This is a genomic window from Arthrobacter sp. D3-16 (assembly GCF_054408515.1).
Genome location: NZ_CP096437.1, coordinates 3,500,633 through 3,513,715, shown reverse-complemented (window position 1 = coordinate 3,513,715; position 13,083 = coordinate 3,500,633). Strand labels below are relative to the sequence as shown.

13 protein-coding genes and 2 riboswitches are annotated in these 13,083 nt (G+C 64.2%); of the genes, 10 read left to right on the top strand and 3 right to left on the bottom strand.

Annotated elements, in window-relative coordinates; genetic code table 11:
- Positions 1 to 89 precede the first annotated feature (89 nt).
- Positions 90 to 407 (bottom strand): hypothetical protein, encoded by a 318-nt coding sequence (locus M1D32_RS16440; RefSeq protein ID WP_458779681.1) that lies wholly within the window; start codon positions 405 to 407, stop codon positions 90 to 92.
- 188 nt (positions 408 to 595) lie between these two features.
- Here M1D32_RS16440 and M1D32_RS16435 point away from each other — a divergent pair, with 188 nt between their 5' ends.
- The 3 genes from M1D32_RS16435 (at position 596) to M1D32_RS16425 (ending at position 3,668) form a co-directional block, all read left to right on the top strand.
- Positions 596 to 2,233 (top strand): serine hydrolase, encoded by a 1,638-nt coding sequence (locus M1D32_RS16435; RefSeq protein WP_458779680.1) that lies wholly within the window; start codon positions 596 to 598, stop codon positions 2,231 to 2,233.
- Between the two features lie 131 nt (positions 2,234 to 2,364).
- Positions 2,365 to 2,763 carry a RidA family protein gene (locus M1D32_RS16430; RefSeq protein WP_458779679.1) on the top strand — a complete coding sequence of 133 codons (399 nt, stop codon included), beginning with the start codon at positions 2,365 to 2,367 and terminating at the stop codon, positions 2,761 to 2,763.
- Positions 2,764 to 2,894: 131 nt separating this feature from the next.
- Positions 2,895 to 3,668, top strand: coding sequence for a GOLPH3/VPS74 family protein (locus tag M1D32_RS16425; protein WP_458779678.1), 774 nt, complete (start codon positions 2,895 to 2,897; stop codon positions 3,666 to 3,668).
- On the opposite strand, the gene M1D32_RS16420 is transcribed toward M1D32_RS16425, so the two are convergent.
- Complete coding sequence (locus M1D32_RS16420) at positions 3,634 to 4,074, bottom strand: hypothetical protein (RefSeq protein WP_458779677.1); 441 nt, start codon at positions 4,072 to 4,074, stop codon at positions 3,634 to 3,636. The genes M1D32_RS16425 and M1D32_RS16420 overlap by 35 nt on opposite strands.
- 113 nt (positions 4,075 to 4,187) lie before the next feature.
- Here M1D32_RS16420 and M1D32_RS16415 point away from each other — a divergent pair, with 113 nt between their 5' ends.
- Positions 4,188 to 4,532: a DUF3846 domain-containing protein gene (locus tag M1D32_RS16415; RefSeq protein WP_458779676.1), complete on the top strand. Its 345-nt coding sequence runs from the start codon at positions 4,188 to 4,190 to the stop codon at positions 4,530 to 4,532.
- A 90-nt stretch (positions 4,533 to 4,622) separates the two neighbouring features.
- On the opposite strand, the gene M1D32_RS16410 is transcribed toward M1D32_RS16415, so the two are convergent.
- Positions 4,623 to 4,907: a DUF427 domain-containing protein gene (locus M1D32_RS16410; protein WP_458779675.1), complete on the bottom strand. Its 285-nt coding sequence runs from the start codon at positions 4,905 to 4,907 to the stop codon at positions 4,623 to 4,625.
- A gap of 122 nt (positions 4,908 to 5,029) precedes the next feature.
- Between M1D32_RS16410 and M1D32_RS16405 the strand changes: the two genes are divergently transcribed.
- The 6 genes from M1D32_RS16405 to M1D32_RS16380 all read left to right on the top strand — a co-directional run bounded on the left by M1D32_RS16405 (position 5,030) and on the right by M1D32_RS16380 (position 13,079).
- Positions 5,030 to 5,341 (top strand): hypothetical protein, encoded by a 312-nt coding sequence (locus tag M1D32_RS16405; protein ID WP_458779674.1) that lies wholly within the window; start codon positions 5,030 to 5,032, stop codon positions 5,339 to 5,341.
- A gap of 134 nt (positions 5,342 to 5,475) precedes the next feature.
- Positions 5,476 to 5,573, top strand: a riboswitch (glycine riboswitch).
- A 1-nt stretch (position 5,574) separates the two neighbouring features.
- Positions 5,575 to 5,682, top strand: a riboswitch (glycine riboswitch).
- 52 nt (positions 5,683 to 5,734) lie between these two features.
- A complete protein-coding gene (gcvP, locus tag M1D32_RS16400; RefSeq protein ID WP_458779673.1) occupies positions 5,735 to 8,587 on the top strand; it encodes an aminomethyl-transferring glycine dehydrogenase in 2,853 nt (950 codons plus the stop codon).
- A 9-nt stretch (positions 8,588 to 8,596) separates the two neighbouring features.
- On the top strand, positions 8,597 to 9,763 hold the full coding sequence (gene gcvT / locus M1D32_RS16395) for a glycine cleavage system aminomethyltransferase GcvT (protein WP_458779672.1): 1,167 nt from the start codon (positions 8,597 to 8,599) through the stop codon (positions 9,761 to 9,763).
- A 121-nt stretch (positions 9,764 to 9,884) separates the two neighbouring features.
- Complete coding sequence (gene gcvH, locus M1D32_RS16390; protein WP_458779671.1) at positions 9,885 to 10,268, top strand: glycine cleavage system protein GcvH; 384 nt, start codon at positions 9,885 to 9,887, stop codon at positions 10,266 to 10,268.
- 11 nt (positions 10,269 to 10,279) lie between these two features.
- Positions 10,280 to 11,593, top strand: a complete 1,314-nt coding sequence (gene glyA / locus M1D32_RS16385) for a serine hydroxymethyltransferase (RefSeq protein ID WP_458779670.1) — start codon at positions 10,280 to 10,282, stop codon at positions 11,591 to 11,593.
- A 58-nt stretch (positions 11,594 to 11,651) separates the two neighbouring features.
- Entirely contained in the window at positions 11,652 to 13,079 is a 1,428-nt protein-coding gene (locus M1D32_RS16380) for an L-serine ammonia-lyase (protein WP_458779669.1), read from the top strand.
- Positions 13,080 to 13,083 lie beyond the last annotated feature (4 nt).

Sequence of the window (13,083 nt, the reverse complement as noted above, 5' to 3'; positions counted from 1 at the left end):
AGAGTGCTCGCTGCCCAGCGGAACCGGACGACGGCGGGAGCTTCCCGCCGTCGGCCGCTTCCCTTTGCTGTGGGTCTTGTCGCCTGCCCTTACGGGCTGAGGTCCCAGTGGACCTGGATTGCCTCTGCGATGGGGCCGGTGGCGACATCCACCCGGAAGGCGACGGGCGCGGTCCCTGTCTCCTCAATGACGGCATCACGGTATACCCGGCCACACCTGGGGCACAGGGTATGAAGGTCCTCGTCCTCTGGCCAGGCAGCCAGGCCTTTGGGGACAGGGGATTCCGCATAAACAGGCATGCCCTCTGAATTCGCCTGAATCAAACCGTCCTGGCTGACGGTGTTGCCGCAAACGCAGGTGATAGTGGTGACGTCATGACCCACCACGTCGGCGGTTTCAGCGGCCACGATGACCTCCCGGATGCTGGAAGGGAGCTGTTGATATCAGCTTATGCCCGCTGGTCGGCACGGTGCCAAGGCCTACCCAACTTCCGCCGTTTCCATTGCCTGACTTGTAGTGCGGGGTCCAGTATTAAGGCTGTCGGGACGGCTGGGGCCTACTGAATCGCCCACCGCCTGAGGATCAAGGATTCGACATGAATAATGGTTCCCTTTTCCCGAACCGACGTACGCTGCTGAAGACGGCCGGAATTGGGATGGCCGGTGCAGCCACTTTCCCCCTCCTGTCCGCTCCCGCCGGCACAGCTGCGCAGCCTGCGCCGTCGGCACCAGGATCGCTGCTCCCTGCCCCGCCCGGACAGGTTGAACCACTGCTGGACCGGGCGAAAGTGAACAATGCCCTGGCAAGGCTTGACGAGTTCATCCAGGACGCCATGGAAAGTACCGGACTTCCGGGCATGGCCGTGGCCGTGGTGTACCGGGACGAAGTGCTGTACTCCAAAGGCTTCGGGGTCCGGGAAGTCGGGAAACCCGAGCAGATCACTCCTGACACTGTGTTCCAGGTGGCGTCCGTCTCCAAGCCCCTGGCCTCCACCGTGGTGGCAGGGGTAGTGGGACAAAAGGTCGTCAAATGGACGGACCCCGTTGTCAAACACAACAAGAGGTTCGCGTTCAACGATGACTACGTCACGCGGAATGCAACCTTCGCTGACCTGATGTCTCACCGCAGTGGACTGCGGACGAGTTCGGGAGATCTGCTGGAAGACCTCGGGTTTGATCGTGCCTATATCCTCAGTCACCTCAACCAGCAGCCACTCGATACCTTCCGGGCGAGTTACAACTACAGCAATTTCGGTTTCACCGAGGCTGGCCAGGCCGCAGCGGACGCGATGAAGACCGCCTGGGAGGATCTGGCCGAGGAGATCCTGTTCCGCAAACTTGGCATGTCCGCATCCAGTTACCGCCACTCAGACTATGAGGGAGCCAAAAACAAGGCCACGCTCCATGTGCCGCTCGACAACCAGGAGTGGGCAGCGAAATACCGCCGCGACCCTGACGCCGAGGCTCCGGCCGGCGGCGCGAGTTCATCCGTGCGGGACCTCGCCCAGTGGCTCCGGCTGCAGCTGGGCAACGGCACCTACGAGGGCAAGCCGGTTATCGATTCCGCTGCCCTCCAAACAACCCACGTTCCCCATGCCTTCTCCGGTCCGGCGTCGGCTCCTGCTGCCCGCTCCCGCTTCTACGGGCTGGGCTGGAACGTCTCCTACGACGACCAGGCCCGCGTCCAGCTGGGACACTCAGGGGCATTCAACCTCGGCGCAGCCACCGCCGTGTCGATGCTTCCCGGTGAGCAACTGGCCATTGTGGCCCTGACCAACGGCCGCCCGCAAGGGATTCCTGAAGCAATCAACGCTGACTTTATGGACACAGCCCAGCACGGGCGGCCCACCGTGGACTGGCTGACCTTTATCTCTGGCATCTTCAAGCAACAGGACGAGGCCGGCAAGCCTGAGGTGGACTACACCAAGATTCCCTCCAACCCGTCTCCTGCGAGCCCAAACAGTGCTTACACAGGCACCTATGACAACTCCTACTATGGCCCGTTGGTGGTCTTCGAAAAGGGCGGGAAATTGGCCATGAGAATGGGGCCGGCGGGCAGTCCCACCACTTTCCCGCTCACCCATTTCGACGGCGATACATTCAGCTTCGAGAGCATCGGAGAGAACGGCAACGGTTTGGCCGGTGCAATTTTTGCAAAGGCAAACGGCGGCTCCTCACCCAGCGTCGCCTTGGACTTCTACAACAGGACGGGGCTGGGGACCTTTACCCGGTGATCTTGGCTGAGATCACCGGGGCTCGGCAAGGCGTCAGAACCTTCCGGGGATCGCCTGTAACGCCCCAATAACGCGCTGTGGCTAATTTCGAGAAGCTGTGTTCACTCACCTGATGGAAAGAAGGATTTCCAATGTCAGACCGCAAATTGTTGAACCCCAAAGACCTTCATGCGGCGCCGGGATTCACGCACGTTGTCACCGCCCCTGCCGCAAAACTGGCGTTTTTGTCGGGCCAGGTCGCGCTTGATGCCAACTTCACCATCGTCGGCGGCGACGACCTTGGTGAGCAGACAAAGGCTGCCATGCGCAACATCAAGACAGCCCTGGACAGCATCGGGGCTTCGTGGGAGGACGTCTACCGACGGACTATCTACACCCTGCAGCCCACGCAGTACGAAATAATCACCGCAGCTATCGAGGAAGTTCAGGGGTCTTCGGAACATCCCGCCCAGACGATCCTGGGCGTCACAGGCCTCGCAATCGACGGCCTGCTCATCGAAATCGAGACGACGGTGGTCCTGCCCGGATAGTTGCCTTCCGATCCGCGTGCAGTCGTAAGGAGCTAATATCATCAGCCGGCGCACCACCTGGGCGTTGAAGGTTACACCCGTGCCTGCAAATCCTCATTGTGGTGACTGCCCAACGGGTCCACCATGATGCTATGGATGCTGAAACAACCCGACCGCTGGACCTGACCCTTCCCCAAGCCTTCCTGCTTTTGGCCACAAACGACCAGAACGGCAAACCTGAAGTGCCGCTGTTCGCACTTAGGACAACGGTGGCAGGGGCAATATTGGCCGAGCTGGACCTGCTCGGCGCGATCGAGCTGCAGGGGAAGCGCGTCAGGGCCACGGGCACGGCCCCGGTAACGGACTACCAGCACGAGCTGGAACTCATCCGCAGCAAATCCCGGCCCCACACTCCCAAGTGGTGGGTGTCGGTGCTGGAGAGCCGCGCCGAAGTGCTGCGTGTCTACGACGGGCTGGTGTCGCTGGGCATCGTGGAGCATGTCGGTGAAAAGCACCTGGGCCGGTTCCGGGCCGTGCGGTTCCCGGAGAAGGACCATGCTCCCGAGGCGGCGCTGCTGAAGAGGATCGAGGCCGCGCTCAGCGGTGCACCGTCCAACCTCGAGGTGCCGGATACCACGCCAACCGGGGACAGGGCAACTGGTGCGGGGACCACGGATGGCGGGGCAACCGCGTCGGTGGCGCCTGGCCCCAACCTGCCCGGCGCCAAGCCCGTTCCCAAGGCATCCGATGCCAGGACCATCGTGCTGATCGCACTGCTTCAGGCGTCCGGACTGCTCCCGAAGCTCTTCCCGGAGGCAGACAGAATCCGGGCAAGCGAGCTGTCGAAAGACTATTGGCCGTCGCGCGCGGTCGAGGACGAGCTTCGCATGGTCAGGCTGGCTGAGGAAGAAGCGGCAAATCTTTGAGCCTGCCTGGGCTGTCGCCGGAACGTAATTGGCAAGGCTGCCATGAAAAAGCGACAGTGCAAATTTGCTGCTTTTCCAGCCTTTCTTGCGATCGTTGACAGAAGAAGACCAATAGAGGCTCTTCTGTCATGAAGCTCAAAAGGAGATAACCGTACTCGTCAAACTCCTTGGCCTCGCTTCGAGGCTGCCAAATCGCCGCTGGACCAGGTTTTTTGAGGACTGGCATAAAAAATAAAAGTAGGTATGGTATCGGGTAACGCAAAGCATAGAAAGGCGTGATTCCGATGTCAGGAAAATCCCCGAAAAGCAGCGCCGCTAAAAAAGCCGGCAAGTCGATCCTCGAAAAAAGGGCCGACAAAAGAGCCAAAAACGAAAACAGCGGAATTAACTTCGTAAAGCCGCGCAAAAACCAGCGCTAAACATGCCAGCGGGCAGCCGAAGCGGGACTCCTAGCCCAGTCGGCTGCCCGCGCCACCCCGCGGCGCCTAGACCTCGCTTTTCAGCAACAAGGACACCAGCATGAACACTTCCGTCAAGGCCTTAGTGGTCCCTGCCCGCCTTGCCCACGCTGTCCACATCAGAACCGTTGAGCTGGACCTTCCAGCACTACAGCGGGTGGTCGCAGGGGAGGTAGGCCGCATCGCCAGCACCGACTGGCATGCCTACCTGGACAGTGAGGGGATCAGGTACGCCGAGAACCTTCGCGCCGAAGTCCTCATCCGTGAAGCGGGCATCGATTTCGATGAGACCATCCACGGAACCGCCATGTTTCTGGGCCACACAAACCTCGGCGAAGAGACCGACGCTCCCCGCCACCTCATCAGGCTGGCCGAGCAGCTATTCGATATGCCATTGGCCGCTTAGCAGCAGCGGTGAGCAGGGCGCGATGGAGGGCCCTGGCAAAAGCAACGGGCGGCGGCGGGAAGTCCCGCCGTCGCCCGTTGCTTTCCGCTGCTACGCCTCGATGGTCACACCGCGCCAGAACGCGATGCGGTCCTCGATCTGCTTGGCGCGTGCCTTGGGCTCCGGGTAGTACCAGGCCGCGTCCACATTCAGCTTTCCGTCCACTTCCAGCGAGTGGTAGCCGGCCTTACCCTTCCAGGGGCAGACCGAATAGAGGTCACTGTCCCTGAGGTAGCCCGCATTCACTGCATCCCGCGGGAAGTAATGGTTGCCCTCCACCACCACGGTATCGGTGGATTCGGCGATGACTTTTCCGTTCCAGATAGCCCTGACCATGTGGTTCCGTTCTGTTGGGTTCCGCCGCAATGCCGCTCGTAGGTATCCCAACGGCATGGTGTGCGCGCTTGTTCCCGGGAGGGGGCGGGGTAACGATCAGCTGCACCACTAGACTCGCCTGCATGGGGGAAAACACCACACCTGACGCAGCCAAAACGCCAAGACCTGCCCGCTTCCGCGGAGCTGTCCTGCCGATAGCGGCCCTCGCCGTAGTGCTGGTGGGGTGCTTCGTCGCGTGGAGCAACAGCCAAAATGTCAGCTTTGGCTGGTTCGCCTACGCGCCGCTGAGCAACGAGCCCTTCAGCGGAAGCGGCTTGGCCTTCGTTACGCCAGGGGCGCAGGCAGGCCTGGCAATCGCCGTCGTCGGTTTGCTCGTCCTGGCATTCTGGGCCGGGTACCGGATCGGCACAAAAGCCGGCCCCAGGAAGCCCTGACCCGCAGTTCGGTGAGTGCGCGACGCCGGCACCTCCCGCCGTCGTAAGCCCGCCTGAAAATGCCCCCCGTTTTGCATCCCGCCCAGCAACCCGGTATGGTGTGAGCCGTGTCACCCACCAGTGGCACGTGCTTATGATCTGCGGCGGGAGAGTCCTGCCGGTACGTTCAGCAGGCGCCGTAGGAGCAAATCCTCCCCAGGAATCTCTCAGGCCCACGTACCGCCGCGGCAAGGCAACTCTGGAAAGCAGTCCGGGCAACCGGGCTCACCGACGGTGCAAGTGGCGCCCCGCTGAACAGCAGGGCAACGCAAAACTCTCAGGTCCAATACAGAGCGGGGAGGAACCCGAATCAACGTGGTGTCTCGGCACCACCTGAATTATGGAGTTCCTCTCATGACGGTTCCGTCGTCCCCCACCACCTTCGCAGACCGCCATATCGGCGCGCGCCGCCAGTCCGACATCGACACCATGCTCAAGGCCGTCGGCTACGACAGTGTCGATGGCCTCGTCGACAGTGCGGTCCCCGATTCCATCCGCCAGGACAAGCCCCTCACCCTCGAGAGTGCCCTCAGCGAAGTCGAGGTCCTCGCCGAGCTCCGCAAGCTTGCCGGCAAAAACAAGATGGCCGTTCAGATGATCGGCCAGGGCTACTACGACACCGTGACCCCGCCGGTGATCCGCCGCAACATCCTTGAAGCCCCCGCCTGGTACACCGCCTACACCCCGTACCAGCCGGAAATTTCCCAGGGCCGGCTCGAGGCACTCCTGAACTTCCAGACCATGGTCCAGGATCTCACTGCCCTCCCGGTGGCCAACGCCTCTCTCCTGGACGAAGCCACCGCCGTCGCCGAAGCCGTGCTGCTGATGCGCCGCGCCAACAAATCCAAGACTTCCAAGGACGGCAAGACCGTCCTCGACGCCGACCTCCTCCCGCAGACCATCGCCATCGTGCTGGGCCGCGCGGAGGCCCTCGGCTTCGAGGTGGAGATCGCCGACCTCACCAACGGACTGCCCGACGGCGACATCAACGGCGTCGTTCTCCAGCAGCCCGGCGTCTCCGGCCGGGTCTGGGACCAGTCCGCCGTCATCGCGGAGGCCAAGGACCGCGGCGCCCTGGTCACCGTCGCCGCCGACCTCCTGGCCCTCACCCTCATCACTCCGCCGGGCGAGCAGGGCGCGGACATCGCCGTCGGCTCCACCCAGCGCTTTGGCGTGCCGTTGTTCTTTGGGGGACCGCACGCCGCGTACATGGCCGTCCGCCAGGGCATGGAACGCACCCTTCCCGGCCGCATCGTGGGCGTTTCCAAGGACGACGCCGGTGTCCCCGCCTACCGCCTGGCCCTGCAGACCCGCGAGCAGCACATCCGCCGCGAGAAGGCCACCTCCAACATCTGCACCGCACAGGCACTGCTCGCCATCGTCTCGTCTTTCTATGCCGTGTACCACGGTCCCGACGGCCTTAAGGCGATCGCCGAGACCGTCCACAACAACACCCGCGCCCTGGCCACCACGCTGAAGATCGCCGGCCGTGAACTGGTATCCGACACCTTCTTCGACACCCTCACCGTCCGCGTGCCCGGCAAGGCTGCCAAGGTGATCACTGCAGCCGAAGCCCGCGGCATCAACCTGCGCCTCATCGATGCGGACACAGTTGGCGTGTCAGTCGATGAGACCACGACGCCGGAGGTCCTCTCGGCGGTTGTCGTCGCCTTTGGTGCCGGTCCCGTTGTGGAAGCTTCCGGCTTCGAGCTGCCCGCGTCGGTGCTGCGCACCTCCACCTACCTGCAGCACCCGGTGTTCAACACCCACCGCTCCGAGACCCAGCTGCTGCGCTACATCCGCCGCCTCTCGGACCGGGACCTGGCGCTGGACCGCACCATGATCCCGCTGGGTTCCTGCACCATGAAGCTGAACGCCACGGCCGAGATGGAAGCCATCTCCTGGCCCGAGTTCGCCTCGATCCACCCCTTTGCTCCGGATTCCCAGACAGCCGGTTGGCGCGAACTCATTGCCGGCCTGGAAGCTGATCTCGCGGAGATAACCGGGTACGACCAGGTGTCCATCCAGCCCAACGCCGGTTCCCAGGGCGAGCTTGCCGGCCTGCTGGCGATCCGCGGCTACCACCACTCCCGCGGCGACCAGCAGCGCAACGTCTGCCTCATTCCTGCTTCGGCGCATGGCACCAACGCCGCCTCCGCCGTCCTCGCCGGCATGAAGGTTGTAGTTGTGGCCACCGCCGCTGACGGCACCATCGACCACGCCGACCTGCAGGCCAAGATCGAGGCCCACAAGGACGTCCTCTCGGCCATCATGATCACCTACCCGTCAACGCACGGGGTGTACGACTCGGATGTGCGCGAGGTGTGCGATGCCGTCCACGCCGCCGGCGGCCAGGTGTACGTTGACGGCGCGAACCTCAACGCTTTGGTGGGCTTGGCGCAGCCGGGCAAGTTCGGCGGCGACGTTTCGCACCTGAACCTGCACAAGACCTTCTGCATCCCGCACGGCGGCGGCGGACCCGGCGTCGGACCTGTTGCTGCCAAGGCGCACCTCGCGCCGTTTATGCCGGGTGACGCCAACAAGGCCGCCCACGAAGCCGGTCACGGGGTGGCGATTTCCGCTTCGCGCTTCGGTTCGGCCGGCGTGCTGCCGATTTCCTGGGCGTATGTGAAGCTGATGGGCGGCCAGGGCCTGACCGAAGCCACCAAGTCCGCGCTGCTGGCTGCGAACTACGTTGCCGCGCGGCTCGATGAGCACTTCCCGGTTCTTTACACGGGGGAGAGCGGCCTGGTGGCGCACGAGTGCATCCTTGACCTGCGCGACCTGACGGCCAGGACCGGCATCACCGCCGAGGATGTGGCCAAGCGCCTCATCGACTTCGGCTTCCACGCCCCCACACTGTCCTTCCCGGTGGCGGGCACGCTGATGGTGGAGCCCACGGAGTCCGAGGACCTCGCGGAGATCGACCGCTTCATTGAAGCCATGATCACCATCCGCCAGGAAATCGACCAGGTGGCCAATGGCGACTTCTCCGTGGAGAAGTCCCCGCTGCGCAACGCACCCCACACGGCAGCCGCCGTCGTCTCGTCTGACTGGAACCGTTCCTACCCGCGTGAGCAGGCCGCCTTCCCCGTGTCTTCGCTGCGGCAGGACAAGTACTTCCCGCCCGTGGGCCGTATTGACGGCGCGGCAGGGGACCGCAACCTGGTCTGCTCCTGCCCGCCACTTTCCGAGTTCGAGAACTAAGGATCAGCAATGACTGAGAATTACACCGCGCTTGAGAACTACACAGCGCTGTATGAGCAGCACAAAATTGCCGGCGCCTCGTTCACCGACTTCGGCGGCTGGCAGATGCCCCTGAAGTACAGCTCCGAACTGGCCGAGCACCACGCGGTGCGCCAGAGCGCCGGCCTGTTCGACCTCTCCCACATGGGCGAAGTCTGGGTCACCGGCCCGGACGCCGGCGCTTTCCTGGACTACGCCTTGGCCGGCAAGCTGTCCGCGGTGGCGGTGGGCAAGGCGAAATACTCGCTGATCTGCCAGGAAGACGGCGGCATCATCGACGACCTCATCACCTACCGCCTTCCCGCGGCTGCGGATGGGACAGCCAAATACTTGGTGGTCCCCAACGCCGGCAACGCTGCGGTAGTTGCGGCCGCACTGGCCGAGCGGGCTGCCTCCTTCGACGTGACCGTGAACGATGTCTCCGCCGAGACGTCCCTGATCGCTGTGCAGGGACCGAACGCCGAGGCCATCCTGCTCCAGCTCATCCCGGCTGAACAGCACTCCCTAGTGACCGGACTCAAGTACTACGCGGCCGTTGAAGTAGGGATTACCGTCAACGGCACTGTCCAGGAACTGCTGCTCGCCCGCACCGGGTACACCGGCGAGGACGGCTTCGAGGTCTACATCCCAAACGAGGACGCCGCTGGCCTGTGGGACGCCCTGCTCGAAGTTGGCGCGGGCCACGGCCTCATCCCCGCCGGGCTGGCATGCCGCGACTCGCTCCGCCTGGAAGCCGGCATGCCCCTCTACGGCAACGAGCTTTCCCGCGAGGTCAACCCGTATGCGGCAGGCCTGGGCCCGGTTGTTTCGCTCACGAAGGAGTCGGACTTCATCGGCAAGGCCGTGCTGGCGGAGCTCAAGGCGTTGGGCGCCGGCTCCACCTCCGGCCGCAAGCTGGTGGGCCTCAAGGGCCTCGGCCGCCGCGCCGGACGCAGCTACTACCCGGTCCTCAAGGACGGAAAAGTCGTTGGTGAGGTGACCTCCGGCCAGCCGAGCCCCACTCTGGGTTACCCGATCGCCCTGGCCTATGTCGACGTCGAACACTCAGCACCCGGCACCGCCCTGGACATCGACCTCCGCGGCAAGGCAGAACCCTTCGAAGTAGTAGCGCTGCCGTTCTACAAGCGCCAAAAGTAACCAAAACGTCACCCTGCACTTTTCATAGTGCTGGGCCCACGCCGTCAGGGTTCCCTGGCCGAGCTTGCGAGGCTAGGGAGACGGTGGGGACTTTTTCAAACACGAACCTAAGGAAACACACATGGCAATAGTTGTTGCTGAACTGAAGTACTCCGCCGAGCACGAGTGGGTTGCCGCTGACGGATCCGGCCCCGCCAACATTGGTATCTCGGCCGTCGCCGCCGAGGCACTGGGCGACATCGTGTACGTGGACCTGCCGGAGGTTGGCTCCACGGTCACCGCGGGGGAGACCTGCGGCGAGGTTGAATCCACCAAGTCCGTCTCGGACCTCTACGCACCGGTCACGGGCGAGGTCGTGGAGATCAACGACGAAGTGGTCTCCGATCCCGCCCTGATCAACAACGATCCCTACGGCGCCGGCTGGCTGTTCAAGGTGGCCGTCACGGAAGAAGGCCCCCTGATGTCCGCCGAAGAGTACGCGGCAGCTAACGGCGGCGAGCTGTGAGCGGCGCGGGCATGACCACAACAGCAGCCTTCGAGCAGGTCGTCTCCCCGTCCCTGGACGCCGACCTGTCCACTCTGGACCCCGAAATCGCCGGGAAGATCGACGACGAACTCACCCGCCAGCGCGACGGCCTGGAGATGATCGCCTCCGAAAACCACACCGCCGTCGCCGTAATGCAGGCGCAGGGTTCGGTGCTGACGAACAAGTACGCCGAGGGCTACCCGGGCAAGCGCTACTACGGCGGCTGCGAGCACGTGGACGTCGTCGAGCAGCTCGCCATCGACCGCATCAAGGCACTGTTCGGCGCGGACTTCGCGAACGTGCAGCCGCACTCCGGCGCGCAGGCCAACGCCTCGGTGATGCACGCGCTGATCAAGCCCGGCGACACCATTATGGGCCTGAACCTGGCCCACGGCGGCCACCTCACGCACGGCATGAAGATCAACTACTCTGGCAAGCTCTACAACGTGGTCCCGTACGGCGTCCGCGAGGACACCCACACCGTGGACATGGCCGAGGTGGAGCGCCTGGCGCAGGAGACCAAGCCCGCGCTGATTGTTGCCGGCTGGTCCGCCTACGCCCGTCAGCTGGACTTCGCCGAGTTCCGCCGGATCGCGGACTCCGTGGGCGCCTACCTCATGGTGGACATGGCGCACTTCGCCGGCCTGGTGGCCGCCGGCCTGCACCCGAACCCGGTGCCGTATGCGCACGTCACCACGTCCACCACGCACAAGACCCTCGCCGGTCCGCGCGGCGGCATCATCCTGAGCAACGACGCCGACATCGCCAAGAAGATCAACTCGGCTGTGTTTCCCGGCCAGCAGGGCGGCCCGCTGGAGCACGTCATTGCGGGCAAGGCCGTGGCGTTCAAGATCGCTGCATCCGCCGAGTTCAAGGAGCGCCAGCAGCGCGTCCTCGCCGGTGCCCGGATCCTGGCCGAGCGTCTCATCCAGCCCGACGTCACCGCCAAGGGCATCAGCGTGATCTCCGGCGGCACCGACGTGCATCTGGTCCTCGTTGACCTGCGCAACTGCGAGCTGAACGGGCAGCAGGCCGAGGACCGCCTCGCGGCCATCGACATCACGGTCAACCGCAACGCCGTCCCGTTCGATCCCCGCCCGCCGATGGTCACCTCCGGCCTCCGGATCGGCACGCCGGCGCTCGCCACGCGCGGCTTCGGTGAGGCTGCCTTCCGCGAGGTTGCAGACATCATCGCCGAAGCTTTGACGGCCGACGCCGACACGGACCTTTCGGAACTGCGGAACCGCGTCGAGACCCTCGCTAAAGCCCACCCCCTCTACCCGGGCGTCGCACCACTGTCGTGACCCCGGCTCCGCGGTCCCGTTGCCAATCTGACCACTTCTCCAGTTAGGAACCACACGCATGGCAGTCGGCGTATTTGATCTGTTTAGTATTGGGATCGGTCCTTCTTCCTCGCACACTGTGGGGCCGATGCGGGCTGCCGCTGTGTTTGCCGAGGAGCTCAAGGGCTCCGGCATGTTGGCTGAGGTGGCATCGCTCCGGGTGGACCTCTACGGGTCGCTCGCGGCGACGGGCCACGGCCACGGCACCATGACTGCGATCCTGCTGGGGCTGGAGGGGTTTCATCCGGAGTTGATCCTGCCGGACGAGGTGGAGGAACGCCTGGCCGCGATCGCGGAGACTGGAATCCTGCAGCTGGCCGGTGCGGTTCCCCTGCCGTATGGGGTGAAGGACATGGTGCTGCGGCCGCTGACCATCCTGCCGCGGCACACCAACGGTATGACGTTCACCGTTTCCGACGCCGATGGCAAGATCCTGCACACCGCGACCTTCTTCTCGGTGGGCGGCGGGTTCATCGTCCGCGAGGGCGAGGAGGACGCGGCGCAGCAGGAACTGGAGGAGTCCAAGAAGGAACTGCCCCTGCCCTTCCGGACGGCCGCGGAACTCCTGGAGCACTGCCGGACTACCGGCCTCGGCATCAGCGACGTGATGCGGGTCAACGAGGAAGACAGCCGCACTCCTGAAGAGATCCGCGAGGGCCTGCTTCATATCTACTCCGTGATGGAGGGCTGCGTGGCCACCAGCCTCAAACGCGAAGGTGTGCTGCCGGGCGGATTGAAGGTCCGCCGTCGTGCCCCTGACTGGTATGACCGGCTCAAGAAGGAAAGTTCCCGGCCTGACAGTGAAGGCCAGGATGAGGACTTCCACGACCCGAAGTATTGGCAGGAGTGGGTTAACTTGATCGCCCTTGCTGTGAATGAGGAGAACGCGTCCGGCGGGCGGGTGGTCACCGCGCCCACGAACGGGGCTGCCGGGATCATCCCGGCGGTGCTGTATTACGCGCTGCATTTCGCGCCGGGGATGGAGAACGCCAGCCAGGAGGACCGCGACGACGTGGTGGTGAAGTTCCTGCTCGCTGCCGGTGCCGTCGGGGTGCTGTACAAGGAGCAGGCGTCCATTTCGGGCGCTGAGGTGGGCTGCCAGGGTGAGGTGGGGTCGGCGTCGTCGATGGCCGCGGCGGGCCTGGCGGAGGTGATGGGTGGAACCCCGGCGCAGGTGGAGAACGCCGCGGAGATCGCGATGGAGCACAACCTGGGCCTGACCTGCGATCCGATCGGCGGGCTGGTGCAGGTGCCCTGCATCGAACGCAACGCGATCGCTGCAGCGAAGGCCATCAACGCCGCGAAGATGGCGCTCTGGGGCGACGGCTCGCACCGGGTCTCCCTCGACGAGGTCATTGTGACCATGCGCGAGACCGGCAAGGACATGAGCTCCAAATACAAGGAAACGGCGATGGGCGGCCTCGCCGTCAACGTCGTCGAATGCTGAAGGA